Source organism: Collinsella sp. TF08-11AT (assembly GCF_003437035.1).
Classification (GTDB): domain Bacteria; phylum Actinomycetota; class Coriobacteriia; order Coriobacteriales; family Coriobacteriaceae; genus Collinsella.
This window is the reverse complement of record NZ_QSRL01000006.1, coordinates 59,127-79,126: the sequence shown is the minus strand read 5'-3', so window position 1 is coordinate 79,126 and position 20,000 is coordinate 59,127. Positions and strand designations below refer to the sequence as shown.

At 57.9% G+C, this 20,000-nt stretch carries 18 protein-coding genes; 14 read left to right on the top strand and 4 right to left on the bottom strand.

The annotated features are described in order from the left end of the window. Positions 1–171 precede the first annotated feature (171 nt). The 4 genes from DXC79_RS05560 to DXC79_RS05545 all read left to right on the top strand — a co-directional run bounded on the left by DXC79_RS05560 (position 172) and on the right by DXC79_RS05545 (position 4,392). Positions 172–696, top strand: coding sequence for an iron-containing alcohol dehydrogenase (locus DXC79_RS05560; RefSeq protein ID WP_158550974.1), 525 nt, complete (start codon positions 172–174; stop codon positions 694–696). 199 nt (positions 697–895) lie between these two features. Beyond that, complete coding sequence (pgi, locus tag DXC79_RS05555; RefSeq protein ID WP_117564424.1) at positions 896–2,590, top strand: glucose-6-phosphate isomerase; 1,695 nt, start codon at positions 896–898, stop codon at positions 2,588–2,590. Between the two features lie 236 nt (positions 2,591–2,826). Continuing rightward, positions 2,827–3,669 carry a Cof-type HAD-IIB family hydrolase gene (locus tag DXC79_RS05550; RefSeq protein WP_117635433.1) on the top strand — a complete coding sequence of 281 codons (843 nt, stop codon included), beginning with the start codon at positions 2,827–2,829 and terminating at the stop codon, positions 3,667–3,669. Positions 3,670–3,732: 63 nt separating this feature from the next. Then, positions 3,733–4,392, top strand: coding sequence for an HAD family phosphatase (locus tag DXC79_RS05545; protein ID WP_316242505.1), 660 nt, complete (start codon positions 3,733–3,735; stop codon positions 4,390–4,392). Positions 4,393–4,655: 263 nt separating this feature from the next. Here the strand turns inward: DXC79_RS05545 and DXC79_RS05540 are convergent, their stop codons facing one another. Further along, positions 4,656–5,438: a TatD family hydrolase gene (locus tag DXC79_RS05540; protein WP_117635431.1), complete on the bottom strand. Its 783-nt coding sequence runs from the start codon at positions 5,436–5,438 to the stop codon at positions 4,656–4,658. Positions 5,439–5,452: 14 nt separating this feature from the next. Next, positions 5,453–6,250, bottom strand: coding sequence for a ThiF family adenylyltransferase (locus DXC79_RS05535; protein WP_117635430.1), 798 nt, complete (start codon positions 6,248–6,250; stop codon positions 5,453–5,455). A gap of 490 nt (positions 6,251–6,740) precedes the next feature. Between DXC79_RS05535 and DXC79_RS05530 the strand changes: the two genes are divergently transcribed. The 3 genes from DXC79_RS05530 (at position 6,741) to ettA (ending at position 9,580) form a co-directional block, all read left to right on the top strand. Beyond that, positions 6,741–7,019, top strand: coding sequence for an autorepressor SdpR family transcription factor (locus DXC79_RS05530; RefSeq protein WP_117635429.1), 279 nt, complete (start codon positions 6,741–6,743; stop codon positions 7,017–7,019). Next, positions 7,012–7,716 carry an SdpI family protein gene (locus DXC79_RS05525; RefSeq protein WP_117635428.1) on the top strand — a complete coding sequence of 235 codons (705 nt, stop codon included), beginning with the start codon at positions 7,012–7,014 and terminating at the stop codon, positions 7,714–7,716. Before DXC79_RS05530 ends, DXC79_RS05525 begins: the two co-directional genes overlap by 8 nt. 184 nt (positions 7,717–7,900) lie before the next feature. Then, a complete protein-coding gene (ettA, locus tag DXC79_RS05520) occupies positions 7,901–9,580 on the top strand; it encodes an energy-dependent translational throttle protein EttA (RefSeq protein ID WP_055251458.1) in 1,680 nt (559 codons plus the stop codon). Positions 9,581–9,640: 60 nt separating this feature from the next. Here the strand turns inward: ettA and DXC79_RS05515 are convergent, their stop codons facing one another. Both DXC79_RS05515 and DXC79_RS05510 read right to left on the bottom strand, forming a co-directional pair. After that, on the bottom strand, positions 9,641–10,948 hold the full coding sequence (locus DXC79_RS05515) for a hypothetical protein (RefSeq protein WP_117635427.1): 1,308 nt from the start codon (positions 10,946–10,948) through the stop codon (positions 9,641–9,643). A gap of 140 nt (positions 10,949–11,088) precedes the next feature. Beyond that, positions 11,089–12,042, bottom strand: coding sequence for a hypothetical protein (locus tag DXC79_RS05510; protein WP_117635426.1), 954 nt, complete (start codon positions 12,040–12,042; stop codon positions 11,089–11,091). 248 nt (positions 12,043–12,290) lie between these two features. Between DXC79_RS05510 and DXC79_RS05505 the strand changes: the two genes are divergently transcribed. From DXC79_RS05505 to DXC79_RS05475, 7 genes are all read left to right on the top strand, one after another. Beyond that, positions 12,291–13,127: a PRD domain-containing protein gene (locus DXC79_RS05505; RefSeq protein ID WP_117635425.1), complete on the top strand. Its 837-nt coding sequence runs from the start codon at positions 12,291–12,293 to the stop codon at positions 13,125–13,127. 267 nt (positions 13,128–13,394) lie between these two features. After that, a complete protein-coding gene (locus DXC79_RS05500) occupies positions 13,395–14,819 on the top strand; it encodes a PTS transporter subunit EIIC (RefSeq protein ID WP_117635424.1) in 1,425 nt (474 codons plus the stop codon). 118 nt (positions 14,820–14,937) lie between these two features. Continuing rightward, positions 14,938–16,149 carry a hypothetical protein gene (locus tag DXC79_RS05495; protein ID WP_117635423.1) on the top strand — a complete coding sequence of 404 codons (1,212 nt, stop codon included), beginning with the start codon at positions 14,938–14,940 and terminating at the stop codon, positions 16,147–16,149. 58 nt (positions 16,150–16,207) lie between these two features. Then, positions 16,208–17,116 carry an AEC family transporter gene (locus tag DXC79_RS05490; RefSeq protein WP_158550973.1) on the top strand — a complete coding sequence of 303 codons (909 nt, stop codon included), beginning with the start codon at positions 16,208–16,210 and terminating at the stop codon, positions 17,114–17,116. A 182-nt stretch (positions 17,117–17,298) separates the two neighbouring features. After that, positions 17,299–17,568 carry a hypothetical protein gene (locus DXC79_RS05485; protein WP_117635421.1) on the top strand — a complete coding sequence of 90 codons (270 nt, stop codon included), beginning with the start codon at positions 17,299–17,301 and terminating at the stop codon, positions 17,566–17,568. Continuing rightward, the gene (locus DXC79_RS05480) at positions 17,561–17,839 is read left to right on the top strand and encodes a DUF4160 domain-containing protein (RefSeq protein ID WP_117635420.1); all 279 of its coding nucleotides are present in this window, start codon (positions 17,561–17,563) and stop codon (positions 17,837–17,839) included. Before DXC79_RS05485 ends, DXC79_RS05480 begins: the two co-directional genes overlap by 8 nt. 133 nt (positions 17,840–17,972) lie before the next feature. Beyond that, complete coding sequence (locus DXC79_RS05475) at positions 17,973–19,961, top strand: NAD(+) synthase (RefSeq protein ID WP_117635419.1); 1,989 nt, start codon at positions 17,973–17,975, stop codon at positions 19,959–19,961. The last annotated feature ends 39 nt before the right edge of the window (positions 19,962–20,000 follow it).

Sequence of the window (20,000 nt, the reverse complement as noted above, 5' to 3'; positions counted from 1 at the left end):
CTTGCGCGGACATCGTCAAAACCTGTCCCTCTTTGGCGGGTATGGTCGTGCGGTTGCATCGGGTTTTTTTAACGCAGCTCTAAAGAGCGCGAAACAGCTCGGAAAACCTCGCTTCGTAGCATGAGTCTAACGATTGATACCGCCTATACGCACGGAAGGGTTGTGGGGATAATGGTCGACTATGGGTTTGGTATGCCGACGCGCTTGGTTGCGGATGGGGATGTGGCTCGCTGGTGCGGGCGATTGGTTGCCCACTATGGCGGCACCAAGGCGCTGGTCGTGCTGGGAGGCGACAAGCACACGCGTGATGAGCTCGTTTCGGCGGCGCTGGGCTCGGTTGATCGAGCTCTGCTCGAGCGCGTGCTTTTCCGCTGCGGCTCGGTTGAAGGCGACGGAGGAGACGAGCTGATCGACGAAGCCGTGGCCCTGGCGATCGACGAAGGCGTGGACTTTGTCTTGGCGATTGGCGATGCCGATACTGCCGGCTTTGCGCGCGAGCTCGCCCGTCGCATGGCGGCGCTCGATGTCGGCGAAGACGGTTTTGTCCCTTATGGATGTATCGTCTCGGAGGGCAAGGTGCCTGCCGTCGTGGGGGCCGGCGAGGTTCCCGTTTTTGCCATCATCGCGCCCGAACTGCTGGAGGGCATCGGGTCTCCTCTGCGTGAGTTGCTCGGTAGCGTCTGCGCTGCGGCCTAATATTTGGCATAAAGGGATAGGTTATTTTTGATTGGTAAAGCGTTTGACCTGCCAAATTAAACCTGTCCCTTTTTGGTCGGTTGCCGTTTGGGGGCCGATTGGCAACGCTCGCTGATTATAGTCTTGACCTGCGCTAGAATAGTGGCATCTGAATGTCCGGGCGCATGGAGGCGTGCGCCCGTATGCTGAGGAGGACTCTATGGCAACTGTTGCCGCACCTATCGATGCTACGTCGACTGCCGCTTGGAAGGCGCTCGAGGCCCATCAGGAGAAGCTCGAGGCCGAGGGTATCGACCTCAAGGCCTGGTTCGCCGCCGATGCCGAGCGCGTGAACAAGCTGAGCTTTGACGCCGGTGACCTGCACTTCGACCTGTCCAAGAACCTGGTGACTGATGAGACCGTCAAGCTGCTGTGCGATCTTGCCCGCGAGGTGAAGCTCGAGGAGCGCCGCGACGCCATGTTCTCCGGCGAGCACATCAACACCACCGAGGACCGCGCCGTCCTGCACACCGCGCTGCGTCGCCCGGCAAGCGAGAAGGGCCAGCTCATCGTCGACGGCCAGGACGTCGTCGCCGACGTGCACGAGGTTCTCGACCGCATGTATGCCTTCGCCGAGCGCGTGCGCTCCGGTGAGTGGAAGGGTGTTACCGGCAAAAAGATCGAGCACCTGGTGTCCATCGGCATCGGCGGCTCCGATCTGGGCCCGGTCATGGCTTACGAGGCCCTGCGTCCCTATGCCGACGCCGGTATCGATTGCCGCTATATCTCCAACATCGATCCCAACGACCAGGCCGAGAAGCTCAAGGGTCTGGATCCCGAGACCACGCTCGTGATCATCGTCTCCAAGACCTTCACCACGCTCGAGACCCTCACCAACGCCCGCGAGGTCAAGACCTGGATGCTCGAGCAGCTCAAGGCTCAGGGCGCCATCGATGGCTCCGATGAGCAGAACGCCGAGGCCGTGGCAAAGCACTTCGTCGCCGTTTCCACCGCGCTCGAAAAGGTCGAGGCCTTCGGTATCGACCCCGCCAACGCCTTCGGTTTTTGGAACTGGGTCGGCGGCCGCTATTCCGTCGACTCCGCCGTGGGTCTGTCGCTGATCGTCGTGCTCGGCCCCGAGCGCTTCCAGCAGTTCCTTGAGGGCTTCCACGCCATCGACGAGTACTTCTGCAACACCCCGCTCGAGAACAACGCCGTCGCGCTGATGGGCCTGCTCAACGTCTGGTACGTCAACTTCTTCGGTTCCAAGAGCCACGCCGTGCTGCCGTACTGCCAGTATCTGCACCGCTTCCCGGCCTACCTGCAACAGCTCACCATGGAGTCCAACGGCAAGCACGTCCGCTGGGACGGCAGCGCTGTGACCTCCGATACCGGTGAGATCTTCTGGGGCGAGCCCGGTACCAACGGTCAGCACGCCTTCTACCAGCTGCTGCACCAGGGCACCGTGGTGGTCCCGGCCGACTTTATCGCTTTCGCCAACACTGCCAACCCCGCAACCGACAGCGGCCAGGACGTCCACGAGCTGTTCCTGGGCAACTTCCTGGCCCAGACCAAGGCGCTCGCCTTTGGTAAGACGGCCGACGAGGTTCGTGCCGAGGGCACGCCCGAGCAGATCGTCCCGGCCCGCTGCTTTGAGGGCAACCGTCCGACGACCTCGATCTTCGGCGACACGCTGACCCCGTTCGCACTCGGCGAGCTCATCGCCCTGTACGAGCACATCACGTTTGTCGAGGGCACGGTCTGGGGCATCGACTCCTACGACCAGTGGGGCGTCGAGCTGGGCAAGCAGCTTGCCAAGCAGATCACCCCGGCCTTCCACGACGACGCCGCCAAGGCCGAGCAGGACGCTTCGACCCAGGCGCTCATCGAGTTCTATCGCGCTCATCGCAAGTAGTTTTTACGGCCGAGTTGGCTTATGGCTGAAAGGGGCCCGTATCCGTTGGGATACGGGCCCCTTGCTATTTGGATAGGATGGAATGTATCGGGAGGCGCCTCGACGGGCATCGCAATCGTCGAAGGCGCGCCGTTCATGTTTGGGACAATATGACATTTTTCCCGTTGCAAACAGCGCCGCCGTGGGTGTTCTGTATGATGGCTCAGACAAGGTTGTTCAATGACAGGGAGGCATATATGGCAATCAAAGCCATCGCAATGGATATCGACGGTACGCTCACCAACGACCAAAAGGTCATCGGCCCGCGTACGCGCGAGAAGCTGCTCGCGGCGCAGGAGTCGGGCATTAAGCTCATCTTGGCTTCGGGCCGTCCCGCATGGGGGTTGCACGCCTTGGCGCAGGAGCTCGACCTTCAAAACCATGACGGTCTGCTAGTTGCCTTTAATGGCGCGCACGTGGTCGACGCTCAGACCGATGATGTCCTTTTTGACCAGGCTATGCCGGCTGACGAACTGCACCGTCTGATTGATCATCTGCAAAACTATGACGTGATCCCTATGATTTCGCTCGGTCGCGATTTGCACGTCGAGGACTCGTACCGCTGCATGATTACGCTGCCGGACGGTTCGCAGAAAAACATCGTCAAATACGAGCGCGATGCGTGCGATCTTAAGATTCACGAGGTCGAGAGCTTGCATGAGGTCGTGGACACTTATCCCGTGGACAAGCTGCTGACGGCGGGTGATCCGACCTACCTGCAGGCGCATTACGAGGAGATGTATGCGCCCTTTACCCAGACGCTTTCGGGCATGTTTACGGCCGACTGGTACTTTGAGTACACGGCGCCCGGTATCGACAAAGCCCGTGCGCTCGAGGGTGCCCTGCCCAAGCTCGGTATCGATGCCAGCGAGGTCGTCTCGTTTGGCGACGGCCAGAACGACAAGTCCATGATTGAGTGGGCCGGCACCGGTGTTGCCATGGGCAACGCCGTCGATGAGGTTAAGGCAGTTGCCCAGATGGTAACCGCCGATAACAACGAAGACGGTATTGCAGTGGCGCTGGATAAGCTGCTGGGTTAGAATCGCCGATAGTGCATGGTTCGGGCGTCCGCTTGCGGGCGCCCTTTTGCTAGGGAGGGTGCCGTGTCCGCATTTCCGTTCGACGCCGTTATCTTTGACATGGACGGCGTCATTGTCGATACCGAGTATTACTACCTGGGCGAGACTGCCGCGTTTGCCAAGGAGCTTGGGTTGAATCTGACCCAAGAGGAGTTGAACGGGCAGGTTGGTACCTCACATCAGTTCTTCCTGCATATGCTGGTCGATTGGTTTGAGCGCGCCGGTAAAGGGCACTTCACTGGCGAGGAAGCATTGGCCCGTTGGGACGAGTGGGCGCATAAGCGTCCGCGTGACTACCAGGCTTTGATTAACCCGGGCGCTGTGGATACGATTCGCGAGCTGCCGCGCCGCGGCGTTCGCGTGGCGCTTGCCAGCTCGTCTCCCATGGATAGCATCGAGGAAGTGCTCAATGCATGCGGGCTGTCGGATGCCTTTGAGTATGTGGTGAGCGGCGAGCAGTTTAAGGAGAGCAAGCCCGAGCCCGACATCTACCTGCATGCGCTGGACCTGCTGGGGCTGCCCGCGAATCGCTGCTGCTGCGTTGAGGATTCCGTTCCGGGCATTACCGCGGGTAAGCGAGCCGGCCTGACGGTCATTGCCAAGCGCGAGGAGCGCTTTGGCTTTAGCCAGGATGCCGCGGACAAGATCATCGACCAGCTGCCGGAGCTGCTGGAGCTTTCTTAGGGGGTCTGTTGGGGCCTTTCTAGGAGTGAGTGGGCAAAAAATGCCAAAAATGAGTACTGTCACTATTTTAGTAACAGCAAAACCAAACCTTTGAGGCCTTAGTTGAGTGTCTGGGGACGATTAAAACCTGTTAAATAGCACTCAAGCATGCTAACAACACCTCGATAATGAACGGTTGTACATTATCGAGGTGTTGTTTTATCGCAAAACAATGTGACTAGGCTTGCAACAGTACTCATAGTTGACATTTTTTGCCCACCGGGTCAGCGGAAGTCAAAAATGGAGCGTGAATTTCCCAAAACGACCGATTCGGCGCTCTCCGCGGCGCAGTTTTTAAGTTGGGCGATGTGTCGGGAAACGCTCTTTAGCGATGTGATGAGCTGCTGTGCGCTTGTATCCGCTTGCGGTTTGGCTGGAGCATCAGTTTCGAGCAGCAGGCGGTCGAGTGGGATCTGTCGGGCGTATTCGCATCCACGTTTGGTAGCGAGCATGCGCTCGTTGACGGAAAAATAGCAGCCTGCATTGCGCGCGCGGAAGAGTTCGTCCGAGGTGCCGCTAAACCAGTGAAAGATGATGGCGGGGGAGTTGGGGCTTGGGGTGAGTAATCCATATGACTCAAGGGCGTCCAGTACGGTTCCTGCCGAACGAACAGCGTGAATTGATATCACGCGCCCGGCAAGAGGGTGCTGCACGAGTGCATCGCAGAGCCGGTCAAATGCCTGTACTTGTAGCGGCTCGCTTCCGGCAAAACGAGCGGAAAAGTCGAGCCCGACCTCGCCGATCAAGCGTTCTTGTGCAGCGACTTCGCAAAGCAGATTGATTTCAGCGTTGCCACATCGTCCGTCGGCGAGCCACCAGGGATGGAGGCCGATGCCGGCAAAGATATTTGAACGGCCGCAGGTGCGCTTCTTGGCGCGTGCAAAGTCGTGCGGATCGACGCCGCAGTCAAATAGAACCAGGCCCAGCGCCGTTGCCTCATCGGCAACGGCGTCCGGGTGAGCCATTAGATCAAGATGGCAATGCGCATCAAATAATTGCGGTGTCATCGCGGTGCGTCTCGTTAATTTAGGCGCTGGCCATCGGCGCGCACGCGCTCGGTGCCGCGGCCACTGATCTGGCGGATAACCTCGCCGGCAATCATTTGACCCATGATGGGCGGCATAAAACTGGCAGTTCCCAGCTCGGTGCGCTCGTGGATGTTGGAAGGGTCGCGGGGCTGTGTCTTAACCGATTCCTCGCAGCTAAACAGTACGTGTAGGCTCTTGATTCCGCGCTTCTTGCATTCTTTGCGCATAATGCGGCTCATGGGGTCACGTACCGTATCGAAGATGTCGGCAAAGCGGAGGCACTCGGGATGGAGTTTGTTGGCCCCGCCCATGGAGCTAACCAAACGGATGTCATGGTCCTGAGCATATTTGGCAATGGTGAGCTTGGCCGAGATGGTGTCGATGGCGTCGACGACGTAGTTGAGCTTGCCGCCCGTCTGCTCCAAAACGCTCGCGAAGAAATCATCGATGTTGTCGCTCAGCAGGTATTCGGTGCGCTTGATAACGCTGGCGGCGGGATTGATGTCGTGGATCATGGCTTCCATCACGTCAACCTTGCGCTTGCCGATGGTGCTATGAAAGGCGATGGCCTGGCGGTTGATGTTGCTGGGCGCGATGATGTCCTTGTCCAGGATCACAAAATGGCCGATGCCGCCGCGCGCGAGCGCTTCGCAGCAGTTGGATCCCACGCCGCCACAGCCCAGCACCAGCACCGTGGCGTTGGCGAGTTTATTGAGCGCCTCGCGGCCCATGATGATCTCGAGCTTGGTGTCGCGTGTCTCGACGGGAGCTGCGGCTGCGGTTTCGGTCATAGATGTCCTCCGATGGGGAAGCGGATCGTGTTTGGGCTATCGCCATTATAGGGATTATCACGATTCCATTTGAGCCCTAGGGGCTTGTTGAAATGAGATCGGGATTCGCATAAGATGAAGCAGATGGCACCCGTTGCCGCGGGTTAGCCAACTCCGAAACACGTTTATGGCGTGAGAAGTGGCCGTCTTCGCATTACGCGGGGGCGGCTATTTCATTCGACCTCCAATGTGGATGCCGAGCTCCACGGCCGCGATTACAAGCAATAACAACGTCAGGACATCGTCAATACTCATAGTCCATCTCCTTCTTGGTAAGAGGGAGCTGGCCCATCTCCTTCTTGGTAAGAGGGAGCTGACCCATCTGCTTCTTGGCCCATTGTATCTAAAAACGAACGAATGTTCTATACGTAGTATCAAATTAGATAATTAGACAAACATCTAAATAACGAGTATACTGTGCGCGTCGTGAGAGATAGTGAGAGGAGGTCCTATGCCGGGAGAGGGTTTTAAGGCGCTTGCCGATCCAACGCGACGGCGCATTTTGGAGTTGCTGCGCGAGGGCAATTGCACGGCGGGGGAGCTTGCCAAGCATTTCGATATCAGTAAGCCGTCGCTGAGCCATCACTTGGCGACGCTTAAAAACGCCGGGTTGGTGACCGACGAGCGCCATGGCCAAAACATCGTATACAGCTTAAACACCACCGTCATGCAGGATTTAATTGGCTGGTTTATGGGTTTTACAAACAATGAAGGTGATAAGGATGAATAACGAAAACAAGGGCATTCACCCCACAGGGGTATCGTCGCGCGTGTGGATTGCGCTGGTCGCTCTGTGCGTCGCCAATGTCGTAGCGCACCTCATGGTGATGCCGAGCTTGCCTGCGCAGATTCCCACGCACTGGGGCGCGAACGGCGCTGTCGACGGTTGGGGTCCTAGCTGGATGGCCTCCGCGCTCGGCGTGCTGCCTCTGGCGCTTCTCGCAATGTTCTGCGTGGTGCCGCGCATCGATCCCAAAGGTGAGGCATATCGAACCTCGGGTAAGTTCTATCAGGGCTTCGTAATTGCCTTCACCTTGTTCATGTGCGCCATAAGCTGGCTGGGAGAGCTTACGGTCTGGGGCGTGGTGCCGGCGGTCGGTTCGGTCAACGTGCTGATTTCCGGTGCTGTCGGTTTGCTGTTCATCGGCGTAGGCAACTACTTGCCGCGTGTGAAGCAGAACTATACGCTCGGTATCAAGACGCCTTGGGCACTTGCCGATCCCGAGAACTGGCGCCGCACGCAGCGCTTTGGCGGCGCCTGCTTTATGGTGCTGGGCGTTGGCCTGATTGTGATGGGCGTGGCGGGTAGCGTGCTTTCGAGTGAAGTCGTCGCCGCGGTGATTGCGGTTCTGGCGTTTGGTTCAGCTGGAGCTGCCTACGTCTATTCGTATCTGCTGTGGCGCAAATCGCAGCGAGCCGCTCGTTAAGGTTGCGGAAAACTAGCGTACGCAGTTCATAGTATGTTCCGGGGGACTTTTCCCAGGTAGTATTAGGGGGTGTGGGCAACCATGCCCCTTTTTCGTTTAGTTTCAGAGCTGGTTTTCTCATTTCGTTTCCACTAAAGCGAATCAAGAATAGGGAAACAGCAGGTAGAAAGGATACAACAGGCAAATGGCGGAGTTTATCTACCAGATGTATCAGGCTCGTAAGGCCCATGGCGACAAGGTGATTCTTGACGACGTGACCCTGAGCTTCTACCCCGGTGCCAAGATCGGCGTCGTGGGCCCCAACGGCATGGGTAAGTCGACCCTGCTCAAGATTATGGCCGGTATCGAGGAGGTCTCCAACGGCGATGCAAGGCTTACCCCCGGCTACACCGTGGGCATCCTGCAGCAGGAGCCGCCGCTCGATGACGACAAGACCGTCATCGAGAACGTGCGCATGGCGTTTGGCGATATGATCGCCAAGGTCGATCGCTTCAACAAGATCGGCGAGGAGATGTGCGACCCGGACTGCGACATGGACGCCCTCATGGCCGAGATGGGCAAGCTTCAGGACGAGATCGATGCCGCCGATGGCTGGGATATCGATTCCAAGCTCGGCCAGGCCATGGACGCCCTGCAGCTGCCCGATTCCGACATGCCGGTTAACGTGCTCTCTGGCGGCGAGCGCCGCCGCGTGGCCCTGTGCAAGCTGCTGCTCGAGGCTCCCGACCTGCTGCTGCTCGACGAGCCCACGAACCATCTGGACGCCGAGTCGATCCTGTGGCTCGAGCACTTCCTGCACAACTACCAGGGTGCAGTGCTGGCCGTCACACACGATCGCTACTTCCTGGATAACGTTGCCGAGTGGATCTGCGAGGTCGACCGCGGTCACCTCTATCCCTACAAGGGCAACTACTCCACGTATCTGGAGACCAAGGCCGCGCGTATCGAGGCTCAGGGCAACCGCGATGCCAAGCTCGCCAAGCGCATGGAGGCCGAGCTCGAGTGGGTGCGCAGCTCGCCCAAGGCTCGTCAGGCCAAGAACAAGGCCCGTCTGGCTCGCTACGAGGAGATGGAGGCCGAGGCCCGCGCAAGCCAGAAGCTCGACTGGACCGATATCCGCATCCCTGTGGGCCCGCGTCTGGGCAACAAGGTGCTCGAGGCCCATCACCTGCACAAGGAGTTCGACGGTCGCGTGCTCATCGATGACCTTTCGTTCACCCTGCCGCGCAACGGCATTGTGGGCGTCATCGGCCCCAACGGTGTCGGTAAGACCACGCTGTTCAAGACGATTGTGGGCCTGGAGCCGCTGACTTCGGGCGAGCTCGAGGTGGGCGAGACCGTCAAGATTTCTTACGTCGACCAGAACCGTTCCGGCATCGACCCCGATAAGAACCTGTGGGAGGTCGTCTCGGATGGCCTGGACCACATGATGGTCGGCGAGACCGAGGTTCCGAGCCGCGCTTATGTGGCGAGCTTTGGCTTTAAGGGCCAGGACCAGCAGAAGCGCGCTGGCGTACTCTCCGGTGGCGAGCGCAACCGTCTGAACTTGGCGCTTACGCTCAAGCAGGGCGGCAACCTGCTGCTCCTCGACGAGCCCACGAACGACCTCGACGTCGAGACGCTGTCCTCGCTCGAAGCGGCGCTGCTCGAGTTCCCGGGCTGCTCGGTGGTCATTAGCCACGACCGTATGTTCCTGGACCGCGTCGCCACGCACATTCTGGCGTGGGAGGGCACCGACGAGAATCCGGGCAACTGGTATTGGTTCGAGGGCAACTTCGAGGCCTATCAGGCCAACCGCATCGAGCGTCTGGGCGAGGACGCAGCCCAGCCGCATCGTATTCACCGCAAGCTGACGCGCGATTAGTCGAGCTCAGGTGACCTAACGAGAAAGGGACGATAACCTTGGGGTTATCGTCCCTTTTTGTTACTTGGTAGAAGGCTCGACTTTATCGATGACCCAGGTGGATCCGAGGCCACCGGTGGTGTTGCGGCGGATGCGCACGGTAACCTCGCGGCGCTCGCCGGCCTGCGTGTAGCGCAGGGGGAAGCTTGCGCGGTTTCGCGCGGCCTCGATGGTGCCGCGTTCGCGGGCGATCCAGTAGTACTCGCCGACGATGCCGAGCGTGTCGGCGCCGTAGGGGAGATAGGTCGACAGCTGGTGCAGAAGCGGGCCGGGGCAGAAGATCTCGGTTGCGAAATCGACGGGGAAGTCCTCGGGGATGGCGGGCACTGCAGGTGCGGAGGCCGGTGCTGCAGCGGGGACCGGAGCCGGTGCAGGTGCGGAAATTTGGTCATAGACAGGTGCGGATGCGGACTCGATGACGGGTGCGGGCTCCGGCGTCGCTTCCGGCTTGATCGCGGAATCTGCGGACTTCACGGTGACGGGCGCGTCTGTAGCTGCGGTTTCAACCTCAACCTGCGTCGCGTTCCCATTCTCGACGCTCGACTTTGTCTCGACCGGCGTGGATGCCATGGTGGTGATGCCGGCGTTGGCGTTCTCGGGGTCATAGACGACTGTGAGCGAGATGGCGGGCTGCGGCGCCTCGGGCTCCGATGCCGCCTCGGTAGCGTCCTGTTCTGCGAGTTCTTCGGGCCGATCGTCCTCGGCCTCGTTGCCAAAGACATCGCTGTTTTGGAACGCAGGCGTCTCGGGTTGGTCAGCGGCTTCTTCGGTTGTCGACTTGGGCGCTTCGTTGAGCTCCACAGTGGCTTCCTGCTCGGATATGACTTCGGAATCGGTCGTGGCGGCGATTTTGGTTTCGGCTTCTGCTGCCACCTCAATAGCGACTTCGATCTCTGTCTCGGGCTCGGGTTCCGGTGCGGCTTCAACCATGGCTTCGGGCTCGGGACGCTTAACGTGCTTGGGGCGCACGGCCTTGAGGTCCTTCTCACCGCGTTTCTTCTTTTTGTAGGACTGCTTGGCGCCCTTGGCAGCCTTGGGCTTGTCCTCGCCCTTGGCAAGGGCGGCATCCCGTGCCTCGTTGGCGATGACGGTGGCATACAGGCGACCGCCCTTAAAGACGGTCAGCTTAATGCAGTCGTCAAGCTCCTCGAGCAGCTCGCGCGTGGACTCAAAGCCCAGGTCATAAGCGGTCATGTCGCCAGCGGCGAGCGCCTCCTCGACCTGCGTCATAAACGTCTGCTTGCCGCATCCAATCGCATCGCGCAGCAGGCGATACAGATAGATGTGGTTGCCCAGCGAAAGCGTGGGCCTAACTATTGTCTTGCTCATGGCAAATCTCCTCTTTACACATGTAAAGCATCTTACCATCGCATGGCGTTCGCCATGGCGGCGCCCAAGGCAAACGGGCGCGAACCGCTTTCGATTCGCGCCCGTTGTACAGGTCGGTTATCTATGAGAGGCAAATGTGCTTAGTTGCCCGATGCCGTGCCTTGGCTTGAGTTGTCAGATGCCGTGCCGGACGCGGTTCCGCTCGAGCTGTTAGTGTTGCTACTGTCTGCTGCACCCGTTCCCGACGTGGTGTCGCTCGTCTGGCCTCCCGTGTTCGGCTGTGAACCGTCAGTTGTTTGGCTTGAGTTGGTCGTGTCGGACGGCGTGCCACTGTTGGCCGTAGAGGAATCGGTGCCCTGCGATTGGTTTTGGGTGTTCGAGGACGAATCGGCTGAGGTAGAACTGTCTTGCGTGCCGTCCGCCTGCGCCTGCTGATCTTGCGACTGGGTGTTGACATTTGCATCGCTCTCGGTCGTGCGCGACGAAAGGATTGGCTCGGGACGCTCGCCCAGACCCTCACCGGCAGTGGTGATAAGGATGGCGCCAGCGCAGGCGATGACTGCGACAATGGCGATGGCGATCGAGAAGATGATGACCTTCTTTTGCGTCTGGCTGCGCTCTGCCGCCGCCTTGGCGCGCAAGCTGTTGGGGGCGACGCGCGCCGTGGTCGCGCGCCCCGCAACCTGGCGCATCTCCTGCGTAGTCGCGGCGCCGCCCAGGTGCTCCTCGGCATTAAGCTCAACGGGCTCGTAGGCGCCGGCGGGGTAGTCGACGTCAGCGTACGTACCTTTGAGGGCATTGGCGCTGGCGGAGATAAAGTGGCGATAGACCTGCGAGGACACAACGGTGATGACCGAGCTCACGGCGGCGCCAATTACTGAACCAGCGATACCAATCTTGGAGGCAAGCGCGACGCTCGTGGCGGCAGCTGCGGCGCCGGCGATGATTTGGGGAATGGAGATATCGTCGAACAGGCCCTTTTTGGGCGCGATAGCCATGGTCTGTCCGATGGAATGGTTCTCGTGCACGCCGTTGTTGAGCGATGCCGGCGTCATGACGCGCGTGCGCGGCGCGTCGGTGTACTTGGTTGTCATACGGGGTCCTCCCGGTTCGTTTAGTGCTGCGACAGGTTGTTCAGCCCTCAGGGTACTCAGTCGGTGTGAACCGGAGATGGATTCGCCCGCAACACCATCAACTCACCAAAGCGCGAAACTTCTTCTCAGGCTGATCGAATGAAGACGGGGCGAATCGTTCGGATGTCGAAAGGAAGGTTGACCGGATTTGAAATCCCGTGGAATAATCGGGCTCGCGGCGCTGTTGCTTGCGCCGGGTAGGGAGCGTCATGAAAATCCTTAAGCGGATCAACAACAATACGGTTATCTGCGTAAACGCCAAGGGCCGTGAACTCGTGGCAATTGGCCGCGGTATCGGGTTTCCCAATGGCCCCGATGAGGTCACACTCGATAAGATCGAGCGAACCTTCTACGGTGTCGACTCGCGCTACCTAGCGCTGCTCGACGAGATCGATCCTCAGGTGATGGAGTTCTCCGCCCAGATTGCCGATATCGCTCGCTCCAACATCTCGCGCGAGCTCTCGGCAAACCTTCCCTTTACCATGGCTGACCATATCGCCTTTGCCATCAAACGCTGCCGCGAGCATATGTTTGTGCAGATGCCGCTCTCCTATGATGTGCAGCAGATGTACCCCATTGAGTACAAGATCGCCAAGTTCGCGATCGAGGGCATCAATCGCGGCTTCAACGTCAAGATGCCGCGGGGGGAGGCGAGCGGTATCGCACTCTGTATCGTCAACAGCGTGGTCGCCTCGTCTTCAAAGGCCAAATCCAATACGGTGCGCAAGGACGAGGCGATGCTCGAGAAGTTCACCAAGATCATCGAGTCCGAGCTGGGAGTTTGCGTGGACCGCGACGGTTTTGACTTTTGCCGCTATGCCACGCACGTCCGCTACCTGCTGGAACGCGTACAGACAGGAGAGCCCCTCAACACGGATAACGGCGCGCTCTATGGGCCGCTCTGCGAGCAGCATCCCGATGTGGCTGTGTGCGTCGATCGCATGGCTGCGCTTATCGCAGAGCGTTTTGGCGCCGCGCTTGCCGATGAAGAGAAAGTCTACCTGATGCTTCACGTCAATCGCGTCTGTGCGGGATCCAGGCCTTAATCGACCGCTCGCCGCTGAGATTCGACCGTTTGCCGGTTTTGACTTTCGCAAAGGCGTCCGTTGGATGTAGTTTCATAGTCACATAAGGTGTTATTCGAGAAGAGCCTCGAAGCATGACGTAGACAGTTCCCTGTCCGCTTTGTGCTTTGGGGCTCTTCTGTTTTTGTCTTCTTCTTGCTTTTCTCGATTTGCCTCGTGTCAGGCCTGCCGTAATCGGTTCTTCGCGTGTGCGCAAACGGGAAGACAGAAAAGCAAGGGAGTTCAGCTATGACTGACAATAAGAAAATCGCCGCGGACGTGCTCGAGGCCGTCGGTGGCAAGGAGAACGTGACGTTTGTTGCGCACTGTATGACGCGCCTGCGTTTTAACCTCAAAGATATCGATGCCCCCGATATCAAAGAAGTGAAGAAGATTGGCGGTGTGTTGGGTGCTCAAATCTCCGGAGGGCAGTTCCAGGTAATCGTGGGCCAAAACGTGCCCAAGGTTTATGACGAGCTCTGCAAGATCGGCGGCTTTGCCAAGCAGGACGCCATCGACGAGAACCTTGATGCTCCTAAGCAGAAGCTCACACCTAAGGTTATTGGCAATAACATCCTCAACTACCTGTCAAGCTCCATGGTGCCTATGATCCCCGTCCTAATGTGTGCTGGCCTGTTCAAGACCGTAGCGGTGGTGCTGGGACCTACGATGGCGGGCGTGCTGTCCGACACAAGCGACCTTTATGTTCTGATGAACATGGTTTATGACGCAGCGTTCTATTTTATCCCCATCTACCTTGGCTATAATGCGGCTAAGAACATTGGCGTAACGCCTGTCCTCGGTGCCTTTATGGGCGGCATTCTTATCGACCCGACCATGATTCAGCTTGCGACCGATGGAGCTCAGTTCTCCGTTTATGGCATTCCCTGCGTCGCCGCAAACTACACAAAGACGGTCCTTCCCATTCTTCTGTCCGTGTGGGCGATGAGTTATATCGAGCGCTTCTTCCGCAAATATGTGCCAGATACCCTTTCAACGGTTTTTGCGCCTTTCCTTACCATGGTCGTCGCTGTTCCTGTGTCTCTCTGCGCTCTCGCCCCTGTTGGTTCATGGGCCGGTAATGCCCTCGCCGCCGGTTTTGAGTTCCTTGGTACTTCCGGTGGTATCGCCGCCATCCTCGGAGGAGGTATTCTGGCGGGTCTTTGGTGCCCAATGATTATTACCGGCATGCATGTGGCGGTTGCGATGATTGCCATCGCTAACTATATGACTGTGGGAACCGACAGCTTTGTTTTGGTTGCGACGGGCGTTAGCCTTTGGGCGACCTTCGGCTGCGAGGTGGCGACTTGGCTCAAGCTGTGCGATAAAGACGAGAAGAGCATGGCATTCGGCTATTTGGTTGCAAACATTGTCGGAGGCGTCGGCGAGCCTTTCATCTACGGCATGATGCTGCGCTATCGCCGCGTGTTTGTCTGGAAGATTATCGGATCCTTTGTTGCCGGTGCGCTTGCAATCGCTCTCGGAGCCACGGTTTATACTGCCGGCGCGGCATCTAACTTCTTGGAGTTCCTCGCGTTTGCGGGCGGCGGGACCCAGAATCTCATCAACTTTGGAATCGCTGCTGGTGCAGGCTTCCTTGTGAGCGCCTTGGGCACGTATTTCCTGGGCTTTACGGCGGATGAGCTCGAGAATGGTCCCGTTTCCGAGCGTTAAGTTTTCTACGGCCTGCGTGTGGCAGGACGCATTGGAAGGGCGTCCATGACGCCCTTCTCTTTTTGTATTTCTATTTCCGATGTTTGGGCGGCGTGTGCCGCGAAGAGTTGGAGTTGGAATGAACATAGAGTTTGGAATCTCGAAGATTGACGTAACACCCCAGTCTCCTTGCCGCATGGGCGGCTACAACAGAAAAGGTGCCTGGACGGATGTTCTTGATCCTATTGAGGTCAACGCTAGCGCTGTCTGTGTTGATCTTGTCCCGTTTATTCTTATCGAGCTCGATTCAATAATGGTGTCGAAAGATTTTTCCCTTTCGGTCAAGAACGCCGTATCGTCAAAAACGGGCATCGATTCGAGCAATATCGTCGTCGCATGCATTCATACCCATTCTGCACCATGCTATTTTAAGCTTGCCTACGAGGACACGTTACCTGAAACCGAATTGACGAGTGATTTGATTGGCTTGGCTACCGAGGCGGCGGTATCTGCATGGGCGTCCAGGTCGAAGGCGACCGTATCGATGGAGACGTTAGGCATCGAGGGACTGTACGGGAATCGAAATGTTCAGGGCGGTCCGGCCGATAAACAGGTAAGTATTTTCTCGTTTGAGGACGCTCAAGGCGGTCGCCCAATTGGAAAAATGCTGTTCATGTCCGCTCATCCTACCATCCTTAATGGGAAAAGCGCCGTCCTCTCTGCTGATTTGATTGGGCATGTCAGGCAGCGTTTGGAGAGGAAATATGGCTGTCCTGTACTTTGCGTCAACGGAACGTGCGGGGATGTGTCGACGCGTTTCTATCGGCAAGGGGAGGGAGTTGCCGAACTCGAGCGTACGGCTAACGAACTTTGCGCTCAAATTGAATCCAAGCGTGAGCGCGCGGCACTCAGAGTTGATACTCCGCGTTGGGGCTCTATCAGCATGAAGAGTGTCTACGATGCAAAAACAGATCCGGATTGGATCGAGATGACCAATCGGATAGAGGCTATGGATGCGAGCCCGATGCGAGACCTTCTCCTTAAGCGGCAACAGCTTAAGCTCTCGATGGGGAAAATCGAGCTTGAGCTTCCGAGCCAGTTTGCGGTAATTGGTAACTGCATTTTTATCACGATGCCATGCGATACGTGTAGCACATTAGGCTTGGATTTTAAGAGGGCGTTTAGCCAATACAACGTCTTTGTTATCGGCTATGCGAACACGTACTGCAACTACCTTGTGCCTCAGGAAGACTACGGCAAGTATTTTGAAACCTACAACTCGCGAACGCCGCGCGGGGTTGCCGAGGCGTTCGTTGCGCGAATCATTCAGGCGGTCGGTGCCGCGCTATAGCAGGCGCTATAGACCATCGTGGTAGATGAACCGGTCAGGATTATACGGAGCATGTATTGTGTCAATCATTGAACCTCTCATCCAACAAGTCCTTATCATGTTTTTGCTCATGGGAATGGGCTACGCTCTAAACCGCTTGGGCATATTGAGCGAGCAGGCTGCAATAGAATTCGGAAAGTTGCTCATCAACCTTGTGATTCCCGCAATCATTCTCAAATCATTTTGGATTGAGTATTCGTTTCAGAGGATGTATGAGTTGGGAATGACCTTAATGCTGTCGGCGGCGATGTTGTTGCTCGCTTGCGTTGTTGCCCGCCTGTTGTTCAGGGGCCGTCCCATCGACATTTTTGCTGCGGCATTCTCGAATGCTGGATTTGTGGGAATACCCCTTGTTGAAGCGGCGCTTGGAAAAGATGCCGTGTTTTTCATCACGTGCATGATCGCTCTTCTCAATGCCATGCAATGGACATACGGGCAGTATCTGCTGTCGGGGTCTAAAAAATGTATGAGTCCTAAAGCGATCCTGACAAGTCCAATGGTCATGGCTTTATTGGGCGGTTTCTTGATTTTTATCCTTCGTGTCCCAACGGTCCCTCTGGCACAGTCAGTGCTTTCGTATATCTCGGGGCTCAACACTCCGCTAGCAATGATGACTCTCGGTATCTATCTTGCCCAGTCTGATTTGATGGCGCTCCTGAGGGCGAAAAGCTTGTTTGCCGTCTCATCGGTCAGGCTGCTTGTCATTCCGATTCTTTCGCTCCTGTTCCTATGTCTCTTTCCATGTGATAGGTCAATTAAGATGGCGCTGCTGATTGCGGCTGCGACCCCCACCGGCGCGAATGTAGCTATCTTTGCCCAGCAGCATAATAAGGACTATCGATATGCATGTGGAACAGTCTGTGTTACCACCCTTCTGTCTATGTTCACTATGCCAGCGATAGTGTCCTTGTCTCAGCTAGTGTTCTAGGCGCTATGCCACGCACCTGCGGATGAACGCTTCGTGGCGGTCGATTATGGCCGGGCCCAACAATCCGGACCGCCGTCGATCGTGCTGGCAACAGATGCCATCAACTCATCAAGGGGGCTTGCTATCATTGGTGCACTAGCTTGATGCTAAACTGAATTAATGATTGCGAGGTGGTTTACGTGATGTACCCGTATATGACATTCGAAGATGGTACCGAGGTCATTCATTCTGACCTGATCACAGATGGCGATATCGAAAAGGTCATCGTGCATTTTGAACGACCGACGGCAGAGGGTTTCGACTCCGCTCGTTGCGAGCTGCCTTCTTACAATTGGACCATGTGGGAGGGGCGTTTTACCGACGAGGAGAAGCGAGGTTTTGAGACTTTTCTGAGCAATAACGCCCATCTGCTGTATCGCTACGCCGCAAACGGAGGAGCTAAAGTTGCCTAGCCTTTTTCTTATTGGCGGCTATCGGGTCTTCTTTTGGTCCAATGAAGCGGGCGAGCCAATCCATGTCCATGTTTGCAAGGGGGCGCCTTCAGATAACTCGGCCAAAATCTGGCTGACTCGAAGAGGTGGCTGCATTGTCGCTAATAACAAAGCGAAGATCCCCCGGAGCACGCTTGATGACCTCTGTGAAATCATCGCCGCTCAGCATGAATTGATTTGCTCTAAATGGAAGGCATTTTTCCTTGTGGACGAGATCTCGTTCTACTGCTAAACGTCATCCCGGCTTCTCTTTTCCAATTTTAATCATGAGCTTGTCCCATCTGTGCTGATTGAACTTGACAGTACAATGGAGGCGGACTATATCGCCGCCGCTCGTTGCGGCTAACGGATGTGCTGGAGCTCGCATGAACGATTTTCTAAACGGTCAAGTTGAGAACGACGGTTTTTTGCGCGTGGCAGCGGCCTCGCCCAAGATTCGCGTGGCCGATGTCGAGGGCAATGCCGAGGTTGCGCTGGCGGCTGTTCGCGAGGCTGCCGAGCGCGGCGTTCGTGCGCTCGTGCTGCCCGAGCTTAACCTGACTGGTTATACCGCGGCTGATCTATTCCATAACCGCACACTGCTGCATGCCTGCGAGGCGGCGCTTGAGTTTATCCTCGATGAAACCCGTGAGCTGCCGATCGTCTTTACCGTCGGCCTTCCCGTTGCAGTGGCCGAAAACATCTACAACTGCGCCGCCGTGTGCTGTGCGGGCGAGCTTTTGGGCCTTACGGCTAAGAAATATTTGCCCAACTACGGCGAGTTCTATGAGCGCCGCTGGTTTGCTCCGGCGCCCGCCGATCCCGTGTGGGTTGAATTTGCCGGTCAGGGTCCGGTGCCGCTTGGCTCGGGACTTGTCTACCGCTGCTGTGATGAGGGTGCCGAGGATCTGGTGCTGGGTGTCGAGGTGTGCGAGGACCTGTGGGTACCGGCGCCCCCTTCGACCGAGATGGCGCTTGCAGGTGCCACGGTGATCCTCAACCCGTCTGCCTCGGACGAGATTATCGGCAAGGCAGATTACCGCCGCAGCCTCATCTCCAATCAGAGCGCACGCCTGTACTGCGCCTATGCCTACGCGGACGCGAGCGAGGGTGAGTCCACGACCGACATGGTCTTTGCGGGCGAGAACCTTATCTATGAAAACGGCTCGAAGCTCGCTGCTACCAAGCTGCTCACCTGCGATATGGCGGTGGCCGATGTCGACCTCGACCGCCTGGTTGCCGAGCGCCGTCGCTCGACGACGTGGACGCGCGCGGACGATGCGCCGGAGGCCACGACCGTTGAGTTCTCTTTTGAGGGCGTGCTGACAGACGAACCTGTCCTGCGCGATGCACTCGGCATCGACCGTGTCTTCCCCCGCGCGCCCTTTGTGCCGGCCGACCATGGTGACCTTGCCGAGCGTTGCGAGACCATCCTCGACCTGCAGACCGCCGGCCTCAAGACCCGCCTGGCCCATACGGGCACCAAGGCTGCAGTCATCGGTCTTTCGGGCGGCCTGGACTCCACGCTGGCACTGTTTGTGACCGTGCGCGCCTTCGATGCACTGGGGCTGCCGCGCACCGGTATCACGGCCGTGTCCATGCCCGGCTTTGGCACGACGCATCGCACCAAGTCGAATGCCGAGTCGCTCGCTCGCGACCTTGGCGTGAGCTTCCGCGAGGTTTCGATCCACGCGGCCGTGGAGCAGCACTTCAAGGACATTGAGCACGATCCGGCCGTGCAGGACGTGACCTACGAGAACAGCCAGGCCCGCGAGCGTACGCAGATTCTGATGGATCTGGCCAATCAGGCCGGCGGTTTTGTCATCGGCACGGGCGACCTGTCGGAGCTGGCGCTCGGCTGGGCTACCTACAACGGCGACCACATGAGCATGTACGCCGTCAACGCGAGCGTGCCCAAGACGCTTGTGCGCCATCTGGTGCGCTATGCCGCTGATGTTTTTGGCGGGCGTATTGCCGAGGTCTTGCTCGATATCCTCGATACGCCGGTGTCCCCCGAGCTTCTGCCGCCCACGGGCGACGGCGAGATTGCGCAGAAGACTGAGGATTTGGTGGGCCCGTACGAGCTGCACGACTACTTCCTCTACTACCTGCTGCGTTTTGGCTTTGAGCCGGGCAAGATCTACCGCATGGCGCTCAAGAGCTTCGAGGGCGCCTACGACGTCAAGACCGTTCACACGTGGCTGCGTACGTTCTACCGTCGCTTCTTTGCCCAGCAGTTTAAGCGCAGCTGCCTGCCCGATGGCCCCAAGGTGGGTTCGGTCACGCTCAGCCCGCGCGGCGATTGGCGCATGCCGAGTGACGCCAGCTCGCGCCTGTGGCTCGCCCAGATTGACGCGCTCAATCCGATGGACTAAGGTTGCCAAATTGAACCAAAACAGCGGGTGCAAGCGTTA